Source organism: Bradyrhizobium sp. CCBAU 11434 (assembly GCF_028128895.1).
Lineage (GTDB): Bacteria > Pseudomonadota > Alphaproteobacteria > Rhizobiales > Xanthobacteraceae > Bradyrhizobium > Bradyrhizobium zhengyangense.
Map to the genome: position 1 here is coordinate 48,685 of NZ_LBJX01000094.1, position 17,084 is coordinate 65,768.

At 58.0% G+C, this 17,084-nt stretch carries 15 protein-coding genes and 1 pseudogene; 11 read left to right on the forward strand and 5 right to left on the reverse strand.

Features of this window, described 5'->3' with window-relative positions; genetic code table 11:
* Positions 1 to 1,411 precede the first annotated feature (1,411 nt).
* Complete coding sequence (locus tag XI06_RS24925) at positions 1,412 to 1,768, forward strand: hypothetical protein (RefSeq protein ID WP_271606709.1); 357 nt, start codon at positions 1,412 to 1,414, stop codon at positions 1,766 to 1,768.
* A gap of 168 nt (positions 1,769 to 1,936) precedes the next feature.
* Here XI06_RS24925 and XI06_RS24930 read toward each other — a convergent pair whose 3' ends face one another.
* A complete protein-coding gene (locus XI06_RS24930; protein WP_271606821.1) occupies positions 1,937 to 2,584 on the reverse strand; it encodes an FkbM family methyltransferase in 648 nt (215 codons plus the stop codon).
* An 872-nt stretch (positions 2,585 to 3,456) separates the two neighbouring features.
* On the opposite strand from XI06_RS24930, the gene XI06_RS24935 reads away from it, so the two are divergent.
* Positions 3,457 to 3,771: a co-chaperone GroES gene (locus XI06_RS24935; protein WP_271606710.1), complete on the forward strand. Its 315-nt coding sequence runs from the start codon at positions 3,457 to 3,459 to the stop codon at positions 3,769 to 3,771.
* Positions 3,772 to 3,855: 84 nt separating this feature from the next.
* Entirely contained in the window at positions 3,856 to 5,496 is a 1,641-nt protein-coding gene (gene groL, locus XI06_RS24940; protein ID WP_271606711.1) for a chaperonin GroEL, read from the forward strand.
* 723 nt (positions 5,497 to 6,219) lie between these two features.
* On the opposite strand, the gene XI06_RS24945 is transcribed toward groL, so the two are convergent.
* The gene (locus tag XI06_RS24945) at positions 6,220 to 6,636 is read right to left on the reverse strand and encodes a hypothetical protein (protein WP_271606712.1); all 417 of its coding nucleotides are present in this window, start codon (positions 6,634 to 6,636) and stop codon (positions 6,220 to 6,222) included.
* Positions 6,637 to 6,734: 98 nt separating this feature from the next.
* Between XI06_RS24945 and arfA the strand changes: the two are divergent.
* The 5 genes and pseudogenes from arfA to XI06_RS24970 all read left to right on the forward strand — a co-directional run bounded on the left by arfA (position 6,735) and on the right by XI06_RS24970 (position 9,901).
* Positions 6,735 to 8,275, forward strand: a pseudogene (arfA, locus tag XI06_RS24950) (arabinosylfuranosidase ArfA).
* Positions 8,276 to 8,434: 159 nt separating this feature from the next.
* Positions 8,435 to 8,683, forward strand: a complete 249-nt coding sequence (locus tag XI06_RS24955; RefSeq protein WP_271606713.1) for a hypothetical protein — start codon at positions 8,435 to 8,437, stop codon at positions 8,681 to 8,683.
* A gap of 18 nt (positions 8,684 to 8,701) precedes the next feature.
* Positions 8,702 to 8,947 carry a hypothetical protein gene (locus XI06_RS24960; RefSeq protein WP_271606714.1) on the forward strand — a complete coding sequence of 82 codons (246 nt, stop codon included), beginning with the start codon at positions 8,702 to 8,704 and terminating at the stop codon, positions 8,945 to 8,947.
* A 5-nt stretch (positions 8,948 to 8,952) separates the two neighbouring features.
* Positions 8,953 to 9,765: a site-specific integrase gene (locus tag XI06_RS24965; protein ID WP_271606715.1), complete on the forward strand. Its 813-nt coding sequence runs from the start codon at positions 8,953 to 8,955 to the stop codon at positions 9,763 to 9,765.
* Entirely contained in the window at positions 9,734 to 9,901 is a 168-nt protein-coding gene (locus XI06_RS24970) for a hypothetical protein (protein WP_271606716.1), read from the forward strand. The genes XI06_RS24965 and XI06_RS24970 overlap by 32 nt, the downstream gene beginning before the upstream one ends.
* Here the strand turns inward: XI06_RS24970 and XI06_RS24975 are convergent.
* Both XI06_RS24975 and XI06_RS24980 read right to left on the reverse strand, forming a co-directional pair.
* Positions 9,898 to 11,145 (reverse strand): hypothetical protein, encoded by a 1,248-nt coding sequence (locus XI06_RS24975; protein WP_271606717.1) that lies wholly within the window; start codon positions 11,143 to 11,145, stop codon positions 9,898 to 9,900. The two genes, XI06_RS24970 and XI06_RS24975, sit on opposite strands and share 4 nt — an antisense overlap.
* Positions 11,146 to 11,150: 5 nt before the next feature.
* Entirely contained in the window at positions 11,151 to 11,474 is a 324-nt protein-coding gene (locus XI06_RS24980) for a hypothetical protein (protein WP_271606718.1), read from the reverse strand.
* An 869-nt stretch (positions 11,475 to 12,343) separates the two neighbouring features.
* Here XI06_RS24980 and XI06_RS24985 point away from each other — a divergent pair.
* The 3 genes from XI06_RS24985 (at position 12,344) to XI06_RS24995 (ending at position 16,058) form a co-directional block, all read left to right on the forward strand.
* On the forward strand, positions 12,344 to 12,988 hold the full coding sequence (locus XI06_RS24985; RefSeq protein WP_271606719.1) for a hypothetical protein: 645 nt from the start codon (positions 12,344 to 12,346) through the stop codon (positions 12,986 to 12,988).
* Positions 12,985 to 14,508 (forward strand): hypothetical protein, encoded by a 1,524-nt coding sequence (locus XI06_RS24990; protein ID WP_271606720.1) that lies wholly within the window; start codon positions 12,985 to 12,987, stop codon positions 14,506 to 14,508. The genes XI06_RS24985 and XI06_RS24990 overlap by 4 nt, the downstream gene beginning before the upstream one ends.
* Before the next feature lie 350 nt (positions 14,509 to 14,858).
* A complete protein-coding gene (locus XI06_RS24995) occupies positions 14,859 to 16,058 on the forward strand; it encodes an IS256 family transposase (RefSeq protein WP_271606721.1) in 1,200 nt (399 codons plus the stop codon).
* A 175-nt stretch (positions 16,059 to 16,233) separates the two neighbouring features.
* Here the strand turns inward: XI06_RS24995 and XI06_RS25000 are convergent, their stop codons facing one another.
* The gene (locus tag XI06_RS25000) at positions 16,234 to 16,632 is read right to left on the reverse strand and encodes a recombinase family protein (protein ID WP_333909365.1); all 399 of its coding nucleotides are present in this window, start codon (positions 16,630 to 16,632) and stop codon (positions 16,234 to 16,236) included.
* Between the last annotated feature and the right edge of the window lie 452 nt (positions 16,633 to 17,084).

Consider the following 17,084-nt stretch of genomic DNA (forward strand, 5'->3'; position numbering starts at 1 on the left):
CGCGCGCCATCTTACAAAGGCGAATGATCCGACTGCGCTGGCGCCGCGTCACGGCGGGGTGCAGGACTTATGCCACCAACCGCAAGGCGAATTACCGCCATTTTACGAGCGCACTGTCGTGTTCGCGACAGGACAGGTGGGTTTCGGCCAACGCTTCCCTGCCCAGCAACACCGATAGTATCGCCTCGACATTTTATCGAAGTACTGACGCGCGGAGACTCGTGTGAGGTTTGTCACTTGGTGGCAGGAAAGCCACGGCATGCCCTTCGGTGCGTCAAGAAACAGGAGGTGCTCTTTGCAGAAAGCGGGAGGCCCTCGCCGCCATTCCGCAGCAAGGCTGTTGTGGCCCGAGCGTCCGGAAGTCTCGTCTGTGTCCTGCGTCGAGAACAGCTTCCCGCCGCGTTCATAGCCCCTTATCGACGGCGCCCGATCGATCTTCCGCCTCGGGTCGCATGTACAGCTTCTGTAAATCGCTCGCCGCTTCTGCTGCGACGCCATCCGGGCGCCAACTCTTCGCCGCAGGCGAATTGCCTTCACTGGCGAGAACTGGACTCTATCGTAATTTTCTAGACAAGACGAAGCCCTCTTAGAAACAGAATGTGACACGCACGTCGACCGCTGGTAGATCCCTCAGTTGCCTGTGAGCGGTCGGCGGGTTGAATTTTGAGCGGATCAGCTCAAAGACGTTGACTCGCACGTGGCGTCAGATTGTAGCATTTCGAAATAGCTGACGTGGATGCCCGGCAAGTCGGACCGGCCGCTGTCTGCTGCCCTCGGTGAGGCGATGATAGGAATTCGGTCGATGGTGTGTATAGCAGAGGGCGAAGTAGGCGCCCCAATCGCCGCCTGCGGGCTCGCGCGACCGACACGGAGTGCTCGCATGCGAATAAGAACGTACTCCGTCCCAGCCTCGGGGAATGCTGGCTCGCTGCACCCTGCGACCGGGACGTTGATGCCGTTCGAACGGACGCGGATCATCTCTGTTCGACGTCTCTCATTTAATCTGCATGACTTTGACGATGCTCAGGACAACGGAGAATACAACCTTCAAGGTTTTGCGAGGCAATCGTGCGCCGCATTCCATCAATGTCATCTCATAGAAAAGAAACGACGCCAGATTTCTTTCGATCGTTGATCAATTCGTAATTAGACTTTGCGGTGAACGTTTTCCCGCAAATAAGCGCCGGCGGCTCTCCCTCTGTCGGCGCCTGACTTTGGCCCGGCCATCGAAAAGAGGCCGGGCTTTTTTTCGACCGACGACTGGCAGTCTTCGAGTGTTCTGGCCCGCCGCGTCTCATGACTTGCGGAGGGTCGGGAGACAGAGACAAACGTAAGCGATCGATTGAGATCGATCCGATCCTGCACCTAAATTTGAATGGCCTCCGCGCAACCGACCGACTATTGTCGATCCATGTCTCGCTTTGTGTGCCTAACTGCTACTATCCTGTCGCTGCTGCCGGTCGTCGCGAACGCTGCGCCAATTCACAAGCGGCCCAAGCCGGTCTGGCAAGGTTACGGCTTCCTCCCCGGCTATCGCCAGTCGCCGAGCAACAGTATTCCGCTCTACAAGCAAAAGGACGCAATGCGCCGGTTCTCGCACGCCGATCGGGGCCACTGGTATATTGACCCGGTTCCTCAGTACTACGGCTGGGATGGCGAGTGGCACTATTTCGGCCACCCGGGCTTCGACGGCGGCCGCTACAATGGCGGCAGTTTCGGCCCGTGTTGGACACGGACGCCGATCGGACCGATCTGGAATTGCGCGTGATCGGGCGGCGCGGCTAGGAGAAACTTGGTGCCATTGCGCCGGGATTACGATGAGGCGTTTACTGACGTCCTCGCCGCTAATCATCACCAGTTGTGCAGCTTTTGGCTGGCACAGACCGCGCTCGTCAGGTCTTGCAGCGCTGAATGAGATGCTCGATACGGGCAGCCACTAGAAGCGCATATTTTTCAACAATACATCACCTTCCACTGTGCGCGGATAGTGGGCCGCCACTTCGAATGATGGCAACAGGTCAAGAATGGCTTGCAGGGACAACTGCCCTTCGTAGAGCTCGCGGTCGCTATATTCCGTGTAGAGGAAGCGCGTGTTACTTAAGGTCTGCGTGCCGCCGGCAATAACATCGGCTTCGGCTCCCTGGACATCCATCCAGATGAAATCGACCATGCTCACGTCCGCTTCGCTGCACCAGTCGTCCAGCCGCCGCGTTTCAACCGAGACCGGGCGATCGAACCGAACCCAATCATACTCGGTAAGATGATTCTTCGGGCGGCGTATTGAGCCGGAGAGGTCCCATTCCTTCGCATCACCATCTGCATTGCTTGGATGGAAGTCGATAATCCCGTTTCGATCACTGATGGCGATTTCAAGCAGCTTCACCTTATTGATGGATGAGCCCAGCTTTTTCTTGAAGCGCGCGATCGCTCTGGGGTCCGGCTCAAAGCAGTAGAGTTGCGCTTGCGGGCAGAGATTGAGAAATTGTTGCGTATCGGTCCCGTCATTGCAGCCGATATCCAGGATGACGGGATTCGGCTTCTGAAGAAGTGAGACGATGTGCTGGTGTACTTCTACGGAGGACACAGGTGCTTTTTCCATTTGGCGCGGAGATCGCGTGAGTTTTGAACTTTGAACCGCAATCACACGCCAGACGCGCCGGCACAACGTATATCAACGTATATCGTTCATATGCCGCTCAGTTCCCTCGATGCATGGCGGCTATTTGGACGCCATCAATATCAAAGGGAAACCTCTCGGACGGTAGGTGGCCGCGACTGCTCCGCAATACAAATTCCAACCCGGCGTCGGCAGAGGCGCCTCTGATTGTCGCCGGCTGTTCTTTTTCTGGACTCCCGAACGACTCGGCTTCGCTCGAATGTCATCTATCGGCTATTCTCAGTGGAGCGTGACGGGCAGAGCGATCTCTCGTCCGCGGCAATAGCCAATCAGCTCGGTCACAGTTGGGCGAAATGTGTTCTGCCGCTCAACGGTCGCCATCTCAGATTCGCTGACGCAATTTGCGGTTTTTGAGATAGTTGGCATATTTCTGCGACCGCGTCAGACTGATTGAGCGCTCATCGATGAGCCTGTGCATCGCACGGTCCGCCGGCGTCAGCTGCTAGATGCTGCTGTCAGACAAAGCAATGATGTACCGCACCCGGCCGTCGTCGCTGGAAAACGCGGCGCTTCGATCGATGCAACGGCCGTCCGTGCAATGTTGAGGAACCCTGCTCAATCTGGGTGTTTCGACGAAGCGCAATGTCAAATTCGCGACAGCTTGGCGGGCTGCGTACCTGAGGGCGTTTGCTTCCGGACAAAGACACGCGAGGTCAAGCTACGATTCATCAGAACTGCGAGGCTCGATCGTTCAGCTCGTTTTTGGCCTGACTCTTGCTATAATTGTGCTTGTCACAATGTGACTATCTCTAACTGGTTCAAACGCTCAGGAGCCTTACATGAATTTCCGTCCGCTTCACGACCGCGTCGTGGTCAAGCGCATCGACGCCGATGAGAAGACCGCAGGTGGCATTATCATTCCCGACACAGCCAAGGAAAAGCCTTCCCAGGGCGAAGTCGTCGCTGTTGGCCCCGGCGGCCGCGACGAAGCCGGCAAGCTGATTCCGATCGACGTCGAGGTCGGCGACCGCGTGCTGTTCGGCAAATGGTCGGGCACCGAAGTCAAGATCGACGGCCAGGAGCTGTTGATCATGAAGGAGAGCGACATCATGGGCGTTCTCACCGATGTGCTTTCCAAGAAGAAAGCCGCCTAACCCAGCGCTCGCACAGCTCCCCCTGACGAGCGCCCGCTTGGGCGCGCCGAAGGATGAGAGAATAAGAACTGAGGAAATTCTTTTATGACAGCCAAGGAAGTCAAGTTCGGGGTAGACGCGCGGGACCGCATGCTGCGCGGCGTCGACATCCTCGCCAATGCCGTGCAGGTCACGCTCGGTCCCAAGGGCCGCAACGTCGTGCTCGACAAGTCGTTCGGCGCGCCTCGCATCACCAAGGACGGCGTTGCCGTCGCCAAGGACATTGAACTCGACGACAAGTTCGAGAACATGGGCGCCCAGATGGTGCGCGAAGTAGCTTCGAAGGCGGCGGATGCTGCCGGCGACGGCACCACCACCGCGACCGTCCTGGCCGCCGCGATTGTCCGCGAAGGCGCCAAGTCGGTTGCCGCTGGTATGAACCCGATGGACCTGAAGCGCGGTATCGACCTCGCGGTCGAGGCCGTGGTCGCGGATCTCCAGAAGAACTCCAAGAAGGTCACCTCGAATGAGGAGATCGCCCAAGTCGGCACCATCTCGGCCAACGGCGACGAGGAGATCGGCAAGTTCCTCGCCGACGCCGTGAAGAAGGTTGGCAACGAGGGTGTCATCACGGTCGAAGAGGCCAAGTCGCTCGAGACCGAGCTCGACGTCGTCGAGGGCATGCAGTTCGACCGCGGCTACATCTCGCCCTACTTCGTCACCAACGCCGACAAGATGCGCGTTGAGATGGACGACGCCTACATCCTCATCAACGAGAAGAAGCTGTCTTCGCTGAATGAGCTGCTGCCGCTGCTCGAGGCCGTGGTGCAGAGTGGCAAGCCGCTGGTCATCGTCGCCGAGGACGTCGAGGGCGAAGCGCTCGCGACCCTGGTCGTGAACCGCCTCCGTGGCGGCCTGAAGGTCGCGGCCGTCAAGGCTCCGGGCTTCGGCGATCGCCGCAAGGCCATGCTGCAGGACATCGCGATCCTGACCGGCGGCCAGGCGATCTCGGAAGATCTCGGCATCAAGCTCGAGAACGTCACGCTCAACTTGCTCGGTCGCGCCAAGAAGGTGATGATCGACAAGGAGAACACCACGATCGTCAACGGCGCCGGCAAGAAGGCCGACATCGAGGCGCGCGTGGCCCAGATCAAGGCGCAGATCGAGGAGACCACCTCGGACTACGACCGTGAGAAGCTGCAGGAGCGTCTCGCCAAGCTCGCGGGCGGCGTCGCGGTGATCCGCGTCGGCGGCGCGACCGAGGTCGAGGTCAAGGAGCGCAAGGATCGCGTCGATGACGCGATGCACGCGACCCGTGCGGCTGTCGAGGAAGGAATCCTGCCGGGCGGCGGCGTCGCCCTGCTTCGGGCCTCCGAGCAGCTCAAGGGCCTGCGCACCAAGAACGACGACCAGAAGACCGGCGTCGAGATCGTGCGCAAGGCGCTGTCCTGGCCGGCTCGCCAGATCGCGATCAATGCCGGCGAAGACGGCTCGATCGTGGTCGGTAAAGTCCTGGACAACGAGCTGTACTCTTATGGCTTCGATGCGCAGACAGGCGAGTATACCAACCTGGTCGCCAAGGGCATCATTGACCCGACCAAGGTGGTGCGCATCGCGGTCCAGAACGCCTCCTCGGTTGCCGCGCTCTTGATCACCACGGAAGCAATGGTTGCCGAGCTGCCGAAGAAGGCCGCGGCTGGTCCAGCAATGCCTCCAGGCGCCGGCATGGGCGGTATGGACTTCTGATCCACTCTGTCAATGTGTGGATGACATGCAAAACCCTGGCACGAATGCCAGGGTTTTTGTTTCGGGGAGCTTGCAACGTAGCCCTTGCAAGGCGCGCCAAAAGCCCACCCCCTCGGCATATCCGAATGAAGCGGTAGGGCCCAGTTTGCTTGTGACTTCTTCGGCGGCGACGCCCTCGGCCTAGGTAAAATGGTCCCAGCACTGCGATGGAAGTGGGCCTGTCGCTGTTTGTCTGTCACGAAGCTGCTACCGCCGAGTGTTTGAACGCTTCGTCTCTCGTCTCCGGCGGCGACGGAAAGGCTCTGGGGTATATCCGGTGCCGCCTACCCGCTTTCGGCCTGCTTGCCTACTTTCCAGTTTGACGCCTGGTCCCAAGCGCCCAAATGCCCTTTCCTGGAGAGTTTGGCGCTTACATCTGATGGTCACAAGGCCTTAACTGAAACCCGTCAGCGAGAATGCCTCATTGTCAAAAACCACAAGACATCCTGCAGAAGTGCCATGATTTAGCGTACGCTATATTTTGTTCTCGCGGATGGGCTCCGCTTCGCCTAGCGGGCCCCTCAACTTCGCCGGAGCGTCCTACCATGATATCTGTTTTACAGACAGAGTGTGTGTACAGGTTGCGCAACTGATGCTGCTGAGCACACGGTCAGGCAGATCACGGGGGGAATGACTTTTGAGGATGCAGCGGGACCGAACTTTGAATTACCCAGAACTAGGGTCTTACGACTCTGAAGACGATAGCCCGCTGGTTGCGCCACGCGGGCTTGCGGCGAAATCGGCAATTCGTTGCCGATTGCCCTGTGGGGGCGTTTTCTGTTGTAGTATTTGCGCCAAATCTCCAGCTTTCTTGTGCGTCTGCAAGGTTGAGGCACCGATCGGTGTTGAGATCCGGCCCCGACGCGATCGTTGAAGAGCCTGGATGAATGCATTGTGGTTTGGCTTGCCGGGCCGCCAAGCCCAGCGTGAGGCCGCGCTGTAAACCTCAGTCAAGATTGCGCAGACCGACTTGCTGACCTGATCGATGCGGATCCTGAACATCCCACTTCTTTGCAGACCCTTTTCTGGCATCTCCACAACGACGCTGCCGCCGTAGGCTCGCACTCCGCAAATCTCACAAGAGATGCAGATCGTCTTCATGGAGCTCTCTCCGGTGTCGGCACGAATTTTGATTCTTCCTTTCGCGGAGTAGGAGCCAGCTCGTAGCCGTCATCAGCCGCAGGACACCCGAGAAGAACATGAGGAAAGCCAAAGTTCTGGTCGACCGCGACTTCACCATTGGTCGCAGGGACCCTCGGCTGTTTGGTGTCTTCATCGAACATCTCGGCCGATGCATCTATGGTGCATCTACGAGCCAGGCCATCGGAGCGCAGACGAAAGAGGCTTTCGTAAGGACGTGCTGGCGCTGGTGAAGGAGCTCGGGCCGACGCTCGTTCGATATCCAGGCGGCAATTTCGTCTCCGGTTACAATTGGGAGGACGGCGTCGGGCCACTGGAGACAAGGCCAGCGCGCCTCGACTTAGCCTGGTTCAGCACCGAGCCCAACAGCTTCGGCACAAATGAATTCATGGACTGGTGCAGGGCGGCCGATGCCGCGCCGATGATTGCCGTCAATCTGGGGACCCGCGGCGGCGATGCCGCTTGCAATCTAGTCGAATACTGTAACCACCCCGGAGGAACTGCGTGGTCGGAACTCCGCCGCAAGCACGGCTGGCGGACGCCTCATGGGATCAAGCTGTGGTGCCTCGGCAATGAGATGGACGGGCCCTGGCAGATAGGGCAAAAGAGCGCAGCCGCTTACGGGGCAGCTGCAAGAGAGGCGGCCAAGATGATGCGGCGGGTGGACCCTACCATCGAGCTTGCGGTGTGCGGTTCATCGTTGCGCAACATGCCTAGTTTTGGCCAATGGGAAGAAACGGTCCTCGAACACACCTTCGATTACGTCGACTACATTTCAATCCATACTTATCTCGAGAATTGCAGCCAGGACACCGCATCGTTTCTCGCGAGCACCGACCTGATGGACAGCTTCATCGATGAGGTCGTCGTCCTAGCTGATGCGGTTGCGGCCAAGCGGCGCTCCAAGAAGCGTCTTATGCTGAGCTTCGACGAATGGAACGTCTGGTATCGCACGCGCAATGAGGTTGCCCCGGTGGTAGACTGCTGGCCAGTGGCGCCACCCATCCTTGAGGAACTCTATACGATGGAGGACGCGCTCGCCTTCGGCGGCGCTTGCATTTCCCTGCTGAATCACGCCGATCGGGTGAGAATTGCCTGCCTGGCGCAACTCGTGAATGTCATTGCGCCGATCATGACAAAGACAGGCGGAGGTGCGTGGCGCCAGACCATCTTCTTTCCTTTTGCGCATATGAGCCGCTTTGGTCGCGGCAGAATTTTGCACGCGCAAGTCGAGACGGAAGCCTATTATGCGTCGCACAACAATCATGACGGTAGACCGGCCGGGCCCCTTCCAGCGCCTGACGTGCCGTATCTCAAGATAGCGGCAGTCGCCGAACAAGGCGGCGGCTTGTCGCTCTTTCTGCTCAATCGTGATCTGAAGCAGGAGATGGAGGTGAGCGTCCAGGCCAGGAGCTTCGGTCCCCTGACAGTTCACGAGGCGATTGAGCTCCGGCACGATGATCTGATGGCGGCAAATACCGAGAATACGCCGGACAAGGTCAAGCCGGCGCCGTTGCAAAGCGTGGCGTTTGACCGCGCGAGGTTGCGGGCGACACTCAAGCCGGCGTCATGGAATGTGATCTACCTGGCGGCACATTGACAAGATGAAGGGCCTACGAAGACGGCGCCAAAGGATCAATCATCATCGCAGTTTAGGTTCCTGCTTGAGCATGATTTGGCGCGAATCGAAATCGCTTGAGCGCCATGTATGTCGACAAGCTCGACGGCCGGATGGACGCGGGCATGTACGACAGACAGGATGGCGTCTGAATGGCGCAAGGAGCAGGCTCGACGCCTGCAGGAGATCGGATGGCAAGAAGCCGCCGAGCAATCTTATATGGACGGGGGAGTCGCGCTCCTCACCAATGCCAAAGACTCTCAGCAGATTTCCACGAGCCTGCGGCGGACAAACGTCGCCTTCTTAAATTTCGTACTTTCGAACTCGTATTGGCGCGATGGCGAGCTCACGGCGACATTTCGCCAACCCTTTGATTTACTGAAGAATTGAGCGGCGGCCCGTCGGACGATGACGGCAGGGCCGGCCGACTCCAGATCCGCGTTCTGGCTGGTCCGGGCTAGCCGCCCAACGACGATCGAAGGGAAGCAGCACCGCGTCGCCACGAAGAAGGATGATCTCCGGCAGGCCGAGGAAGTCGCCGAAGAATGGTATCTCACCTTACGGGGAATAGTACGGAGCGGTGACCTGGAAAAGGTCACCGCTCGTAAAAAGGAAAAGACTTTCCAGGCCGCCGCAGAGAAGTTTCTGGAATAGTTCGTGTGCTGACGGAAGGTCAGCGCAACGCCATCTACGTTGCGGGCCATGAGCGCCGGGCGCGCAAGTATCTCATCCCCTTCTTTGGCAAGAAGGGCCTCTCAGAGATCACTGGCGGTCTCGTGAACGAGTACCGCATGCATCGGATTGCGGACGCCAAGGAGCGGTGGGGAAAGCCACCTGCCCGTACGACGATGCACCAGGAGATCGTTTGCCTACGGCAAATCCTCAAGACCGCCCTACGCCCTCAATGGCTCTCGGCACTCCCTGATCTTTCAGAGCCTTACCGGAAGAACGGCAAAATCTCACATCGCGCCTGGTTCTCTCGTGAAGAGTGTCGGCAACTTTATCAGGCGACCGGGCGGAGGGCCCGAAAGCCTAAGAACAGATACAAGTGGTGGGGCGAGCAGCTGCACGACCTCATTCTCTTCATGAGCAATACCGGCATGCGGCCGGAAGAGATCCTTCGGCTTGAGTATCGCGACGCCACGGTGGCCTTCGATGAAGGTACACAGGAGACAATCCTAGAAATCGAAGTGCGCGGAAAGCGCGGCTACGGCCCCTGCAAGAGCACGCAGAATGCCGTGCCCGTGTGTGAGCGCTTGAAGAAGCGCAACAAACCGCAGCCCGCCGATAGGATCTTCCCCAAAATCGCACCATGCGATGTTCAACAAGGTCCTGGTCGAACTTGGATTGAAGTTCGACCGGGAGGGACGCCCCCGCACGTTATACAGCCTACGGCACACCTACATCTGCTTCTGCTCGATGGAAGGCGCAGACATCTACATGCTGGCGAAGAACTGCCGGACCAGCGTTGAAATGATCGAGAAGTTCTATGCCGCCCACCTCAAGGACGTGCTGGACGCTAGCGCCATCAATGTTCGGAGGAAGAAACCCAAAAGAGACGTCGAGGAAATCCGCAAAGGTGAGCTTGCACCTTGCGCTAAAGGCTAAACCGGAATAGCGCCCCACCCGAGCAGCTTCGCGCTGTATTCCAGCGCCTGCTCTTTGGACATCCGCCGATTATTCTTGAGAAGACTTACACGGCTGACAATCTTCGCGAGATATTCCGGCGTGAAGAAAGCCCCGAAATCAACTGCGATTGCCTCATTCCATGTAACATTTGCAGCCGAGAAGGCCTCGAGGATCTGGTCCTGATGCTTGTGCGCGTCCAAGCCCATGCTTTTGCCGACGTCGTTCAGCACACGCTGCAGAGAGAGGATCGTATTCCACTGCCGGACGAGCAATCTCGGTTGCTCCGCCTTCATACGCGCTTGAATTCCGGAGATATCCAGCCCTTCAATCCTTGAGAAACCCTCAGTGCATCGGCACACGTCCAAAAGTGCCAGTACTCCCATGTTGAGATTTGCCTCGAGGTTTCCGAGCATCTGGCTCGCAAGCACGCACATGCCCAAAGCGTCTTTCCAGTCGATAAGTCGGCCATCGCCATTCGAATCTTCGAGGCAGGTGAGATAGAATGCCTGGTAATCGCAGGCCAACTCATTGATGTAACCGCGCTTCTGATTGACTGGAGAACTTGGATCAAGTTCGCGGCTGCTGCGGAGTGCGACTGGTGCTGCCTTGTTATAGATCTCGTCGCGCTTTTGCATTTCGCCGACGCGGTCGAGCAGCACCTCCATCGTGTCGACGCAACGCGCGTGAAATTCCGGCTTACAGTCGAAAAATACGTGCGAGAACTCATGGAAGAACATCATCATTTTCTGAAGTTCATTTATCCTGCTCACAAACTTCAGAGCCGGCTCATTCAATAAGTCAGCACCCTTGGTCTCTTCGCACGCAAGCATTGCAAAGGCAGCTGAGACGTAAGGATGGCCAACAAGCCTATTGGCGAAGTAGGCTGCGAACGCCCTCCGGCAAACGCTGCTTGCGAATTGGTTGGCGTTTGATGCGTCGGTAGCGCTCGCTAGCTGATGGGCGAGATGGCGGCTGCCGAACCCGTACAGTAGGTCGGAACACGTTCGAGCAAGAACATTGTCCCAGACAATGAACCATCCCGAGGCGGCCTTGATAGCCTGGTGGCTTGCAGTTGATGAACTTATCTGGCGAAAACCAACCTTCTCATTGAGATAGACTTCCGTGGATGCGAAAAGGCGATCCACGAACCATACCGGCTCTGTGGCCGACGAGGTCTTATGGATCAGTCTTGATAATTCAAGATACTCGTCGATCTCCATCATCGACCTTAACCTTTGGACGGCGATTTCCTGCGAAATTTTGTCTTGTCCAGAAGAATGGCGACCTCCTCGGCCTTGTAGCCGTGGATCGCGATTTTTCCCGTCGGCTCGACGATCACGCGCGGTGTTCGGATCGTGAAGTATTTCAGCAGGAACGGTGCCGTTGCAGCGACGATCGGTATGGCAATCTGGACAGCGCCGACGACGCCAGCGTCAAAATTACTGACTTCTATCTTCTGCGCAGCCACGCCGAATTCTTGTTCGACGGCCCTTAGGAGTTCTTCGTCGTCTTTCGAGACCTCTACGATAATCTTTTGAACATCCGTGCTCATGTTCGCTCCGCACGCCGTTTAGAGCATCGCAATTCACTAGTGAAATATGCAAGACACTACATGTTCAACCAAGGATCGAAAAGAAAAATCGACCTAACCGTTCGCAGTGCGGTCGGCTGCTGGCAATCGCGAGTGAAAGAAGGCCTCACAAGGGGATGGCTCAAATCCGCTATGATGAACTGAACTACCACGGTAACCTTCTCAAATCGTGTGCGGAATCGGCTGTATTCTCTTTGCGGAAGAGGGTTTGCGCCGTATAGATGAATTGATGCGGGCGTGGCGGAACTGGTAGACGCATCGGACTTAAGCCATTGAGTGCCCAAGGGGAAACCCCAGGAGCAGAACTGCTCAAAGTCGGGGAAACCTTCACTGGCAATCCCGAGCCAAGCCCCCTCCCGGGGGAAGGTGTAGAGACTAGACGGGCAGCCAACTCCCCGGCTGAGTCCGTCGGCAAAAACTAAAATCAGAGACGAGCGCGATATCGCCCACGAGGGTCCCGGAAAGACATTCTCCCAGCGGAAGGCCGAAGCTCTTCCAGGTAGAGGCCAGCGGTCTCGAAGCGGTGACCGGACACCGAGCGCCTCGCACGATAATGGTTCGCGGGGACAACCGGATAGAACTTCGCCCTCGCACGACCGGCCGCCTTCGGTCAGCCAGCGACTACCCCGGGGGGACCGCCTCCATTCAAAACCGCCCCCCCAAAGAACGCGACCGAAATCAGGAACCCGACCGAGAGCGATAGCCAAGCTCAAGTTTTGCCAGGGGGCAACTTTGGTAATGACACAACCTCCCATTGAGTTCATACTTGCTCACTAGCTCGTACAGCTATTTTTGACGAAGTTCATATTTCTCCAAGATCGGCTTCCGCCATGATGCAGGAAAACGAACTCCTCGTTCGGTCATTGGAAAACTTGGGCGCGGACGGTGATGCTCTGCTCGACATGCTTTCGTCTGAGGACGAGCAAAAGCTACGCGATGCGCTCGCCGGCTTCCTTGTGGACACGGCCAATAGCGGCGGAGCTGTAGAGACGGCAACGGCCGACCTACCCGCCGGCCAAAACTTCAAGAGCATCCTTTACAGAACGCCTGGTGCGCAGACCAATCGAATACTTACATTCAAATTCAAGGATGCAGCACTCGACACGATATTTCCGATCCTAGGCATCGTCCTGACAATCTACACCACAGGCAAGTTTGCCCTGCCTGCAATCCCCCAAATCGCCGGGGTTTTGAAGACTTTGTCTTCAAAACTTGTCGTCCTGAAGAGGCCAGACGATGCCAACGCGATTGACGCCTTGAACTCAATCTGTCGCGTGCGCGCAAAACACATTCGGAGCGGCGCAAACGAACACCCGACGACTGCGGAGCTTGAGCGAGACAGTGGACTTCCCATGGACGCCCTCATTGCAGCGCTAAAGTCCTTGCGTTCCCGGGGGCTCATCGAGGCAACAGCTTGGGGTGCGCAGACCGATGACATGAGCGATATGGGTAACCGCTGGAGCGTCGCGCTATGACCGTACCGATGTTCTCCAAAACCCAGGGCGCTCAATTTGGCTCGTTCCATTACCCGCTGGGCATGATCGAATTCACAATGTCGGACCAGGCCCAGCAGGCAGTCAAACAGATCAGCGCGGGAAAACTCCTCACCGCCGAGAACGGAGATAACGAGGCCCTCACCCAGGTCGCCTACGAAGTCGCGAGCCTATTTCACGAGATGCGGCATCTTGTCGACATGTTTGGCACCATGGCCGGTTGCACCCTGTTTTCTTACTACATCGAACAATTGAAGACGTTTGCCGAGATCTCCGATGCCATGCGCCAGGCCGGAATGCACTGGAAGTTTCCTTTGGGAAAATGGCGATCTGAAAAGGACTGCCCACAGGTCCTGCGGGACTTCCTTAGGGAGACTAGCGGGCTCCACCAGGCCGTTGACGTTTTCATCAGCCCGTTTAAGCCCGTCGAAGTCGAGGATCATCACGAGGATATTCTGATTGAACTGGGCTATGAAGGTGGAGGGCTGGTGGACGCCTTTCCGCTCAGGATTGGCAGGTTCTCCGCTGAAAAAAAAACGGCGCGCTCAATTCTTTTTCCGATAGGGCTTGAAGCGTTGACGGAAGCCAGCGCCCATGCCATCAGCAGAAATATTGTAGGGCATTACTTTCCCGAATCCGTTGCACAACGGCTGGAAGGCCGCGTGTTTGCACTCTGGACAACAGGCGATCCAGCCAAGGACCAGCAACTCGCCGCTGAGGCTGCCACGCCATATATGGCAATCGACCTCCTCATTACTCGATTTCTTCAACAATACCAGATTTATGAGTTTCCGCGAGATCTCGTGTTGGCTCTTGTCGACCGCGTTCTTTCCGAGAGCGCGATCAAGCTGACGCGCGTTGGCCCGGGTGTAACCGGAATAGAAGTCGACCGGCTTGGCACGAAACTCGTGAACGTCCTCAAGTCGGAGAACTTTGAAACACTCAGGACCGGCGTTCTCTCTGAGCGGCCAGAAATCGACATTGTCTACCAAGGCCTGGTTACCGCCTTCGAGAACGAAGGCAAGTGGGAAACGGTTGCGGATGACAGGTCCCTGCTGAGTTCAGTGAAAATCTGGGAATCCTATGTGGCGCATAAACTGATACTTCCCCTGCTGCGCCAGCGTGTTGCAACCAAGGGCAGAGCGTTCCGGCGTCAGCACGACTTCTTTTCGCTGCTCCAGCGTATTGGAGTCGCGCCAGCGCGAGTAGTTCATGGAAAGCTGATTTTGAGCGACATGCCAGAGAGAGTACAGCAGGCCTGGATACACCAGATGATGTTGGGACAAATCCTTCATCAGTTTATTTCCGATAAGCCTATCTACTGTCCGCGCGCATTCTCCACATTGCCCGGCATTGCGAGTTTGAATCTGGCCCTGGAGGGAAACTGCGAGCGATTCATTCGGAGAGGATGCGGAACGTTCAGGATGGGGCAGGAGAAGGTGACCACTCCGAACTGTCTATTTGAGCAGCTGCTCGGCGTCACTGCCCTTCGGCGTCACTGACCGCGCCAACTCTCTAGAGGTTGCCATTTTAAGCGCGATATTGTCGCCGCGCTGACCCCAAAAATGTTTGGGCGATGTCGTCCAACCGTTCCCCGGCGTCGCGTCTCGCGAGCGCCTGCCTTTGCTGCTCGGACGACAGTTTCGGCTTTCGCCCGAACTTCACTCCGCGTAGCCGGGCTCTCTCGCGTCCAGCGGTCGTGTCCCCAGTGATGGTGTAGCTCGGTAGAGCGAAGCCGTCCGCACGCGCGCCCTCAGATAGCGCCGTAGCGGGCGGACGGCTTTGCGGTGGTCACCGGCAGTTCGCCGGTAGGGTCGGGTTGCTGACACCAACATGATTCGAGGAACCACCGATGACCGACGAGATGATGAACCTTCGCGCGCTCGTGAAGAAGGCCCCTGACGCCGATCTGCTTCGCGAGATGATTGGCTTTGCCGCCCAGCGATTGATGGAGCTGGAGGTCGCCGGGCTGACCGGAGCGGCCTACGGCGAGAAGAATGCCGAGCGCCTTGCCCAGCGTAACGGCTACCGTGACCGGACCTGGGAGACGCGCGCCGGCGCGGTCGAGCTGCGCATTCCCAAGCTTCGCAAAGGAAGCTACTTCCCGGGCTTCCTGGAGCCGCGTCGGATGGCCGAAAAGGCGCTCACCGCGGTGGTGCAGGAAGCCTATGTGCAGGGCGTCTCGACCCGATCCGTCGATGATCTGGTCCAGGCCATGGGCATGACTGGCATCTCCAAGAGCCAGGTGAGCCGACTGTGTGCCGAGATCGACGACAAGGTGAGGGCCTTCCTCGCCCGCCCGATCGAGGGTGACTGGCTGTATCTGTGGATCGACGCCACCTACGTGAAGGTGCGCCAGAAGGGCCGGATCGTCTCGGTCGCGGTGATCATCGCGGTCGGCGTCAATAGCGACGGCCGGCGTGAAGTTCTCGGCATGGACATCGGTCCCTCGGAGGCCGAGACGTTCTGGACCGCGTTCTTGCGCAAGCTCGCTCGGCGCGGGCTTCGTGGCGTCAAGCTCGTGATCTCCGATGCGCATGAGGGCATCAAGGCCGCCGTCAGCGAGGTGCTCAACACCGCCTGGCAGCGCTGCCGCGTCCACCTCATGCGCAACGTCCTGGCCCATGCCGGCAAGAGCGGAAGACGCGTCGTCTCCGCCTTCATCGCCACCGCCTTTGCCCAGGACGATGCCGAAGCGGCCAGGGCTCAGTGGCGCAAGGTCGCCGACCAGCTCCGTCCCAAACTGCCAAAGCTCGCCGCCTTCATGGATGAGGCCGAGCCAGGCGTGCTCGCCTATATGAGCTTCCCGCCTCAGCACCGTGCCAAGCTGCATTCGACCAACCCGATCGAGCGCCTCAACGGCGAGATCAAGCGGCGGACCGAGGTGGTTGGCATCTTCCCAAATGAAGACGCCATCGTTCGCCTGGTCGGCGCGATCCTGCTCGAGCAGAACGACGAGTGGGCGGTTCAGCGGGCCCGCCACATGACGCTGGAAACCATCGCGCCGTTGAGCGATGATCCCATCGTCGGCTTGCCCGCCGTGGCAGGCTGATGCCTTCCGACCCGCCGTAAAACGGCGGTGACCTGCCGTCAACTACACCACGCCATGGGACACGATCCGTCCAGCGGTAGTCCGCCTAGGAATGTCTTCTCGGGTCTTCCGAGCGATGTAGCCGACCAGAGCAGCTAACACCTCGCCAAGTTCATGCGTTGTATCTGCCCACGGCTCAGCTAACGATTTGTACGAAGCCCCCCCGTGAGATGATATCTGCGAGAACGCTCAGCATTTGAAACGGACCGACACGCGTAAGACGATCAAGCGCAGACACAATCACCAAGTCGCCGGGTCGTAGCCGGCGAAGAAGCTGGGCTAGAGCGAGGCGACCATCCTTTAAGCCGCTTTCCTTTTCGCAAAACACCCGTTCACACCCAGCGGCATCGAGTTGGGCGAGCTGAATGTCCAAACCCTGTCCGCTAGTGCTCACACGAGCGTACCCGTAGACGCGCATAGGATTCAATTGTCCGCTTGCAACACTCCTGATTTTTGCAAGCCCCCTTCCCTCCCGGACGCGACAAATCCGACGATCGGTGTTTGTTGAATCTTTTCTGGAGCTTGCTCGTTTCATGAAACTATCCGGCGCATTTCTGGTTTTTCCCGAAGCGTGCGCTTTTCCAGCTCATGCGTAAATCAGGATTTTCGCTATCACTACTGCGGATCGCACGCCTCGCGATCACGAGAATTTCTGTGCGTCGGCGACGCAATGATTGCTGAGCATCCTTTATCGCCTTCGGAGTATTTCGATGATCAAGACCGGGTCCTTTGTTGCCCTGATGTCGGCTTGTCATCGCACTCCCAGGTATTGCGGTTGCGGGTACGGCCGGGCCCTACAAGGGCAGCTATGACGGCGGGCTCACAGGTAAGTCGTGTCGGAAGGTCGCCGGGTTCACACAGAAGCAGTACAACGCTAGGCAGACGACACCTGATCAGCGTCGGGCCTGGGAAGCCTGCACGGCAAAGCAGAACTGAAATCCGAACGGGCGCTATCGCAACGGGTGGACACTTCGCGATGATCAAAAT

Bases quoted from the DNA above. Each gene is read 5' to 3' on its own strand.
- groL (WP_271606711.1), top strand. From the start codon at position 3,856: ATGACAGCCAAGGAAGTCAAGTTCGGGGTAGACGCGCGGGACCGCATG.
- XI06_RS24970 (WP_271606716.1), top strand. From the start codon at position 9,734: ATGCTGGCGAAGAACTGCCGGACCAGCGTTGAAATGATCGAGAAGTTC.
- XI06_RS24925 (WP_271606709.1), top strand. From the start codon at position 1,412: ATGTCTCGCTTTGTGTGCCTAACTGCTACTATCCTGTCGCTGCTGCCG.
- XI06_RS25000 (WP_333909365.1), bottom strand. From the start codon at position 16,632: ATGAAACGAGCAAGCTCCAGAAAAGATTCAACAAACACCGATCGTCGG.
- XI06_RS24935 (WP_271606710.1), top strand. From the start codon at position 3,457: ATGAATTTCCGTCCGCTTCACGACCGCGTCGTGGTCAAGCGCATCGAC.
- XI06_RS24980 (WP_271606718.1), bottom strand. From the start codon at position 11,474: ATGAGCACGGATGTTCAAAAGATTATCGTAGAGGTCTCGAAAGACGAC.
- XI06_RS24985 (WP_271606719.1), top strand. From the start codon at position 12,344: ATGATGCAGGAAAACGAACTCCTCGTTCGGTCATTGGAAAACTTGGGC.
- XI06_RS24945 (WP_271606712.1), bottom strand. From the start codon at position 6,636: ATGAAGACGATCTGCATCTCTTGTGAGATTTGCGGAGTGCGAGCCTAC.
- XI06_RS24975 (WP_271606717.1), bottom strand. From the start codon at position 11,145: ATGATGGAGATCGACGAGTATCTTGAATTATCAAGACTGATCCATAAG.
- XI06_RS24995 (WP_271606721.1), top strand. From the start codon at position 14,859: ATGACCGACGAGATGATGAACCTTCGCGCGCTCGTGAAGAAGGCCCCT.
- XI06_RS24955 (WP_271606713.1), top strand. From the start codon at position 8,435: ATGGCGTCTGAATGGCGCAAGGAGCAGGCTCGACGCCTGCAGGAGATC.
- XI06_RS24960 (WP_271606714.1), top strand. From the start codon at position 8,702: ATGACGGCAGGGCCGGCCGACTCCAGATCCGCGTTCTGGCTGGTCCGG.
- XI06_RS24990 (WP_271606720.1), top strand. From the start codon at position 12,985: ATGACCGTACCGATGTTCTCCAAAACCCAGGGCGCTCAATTTGGCTCG.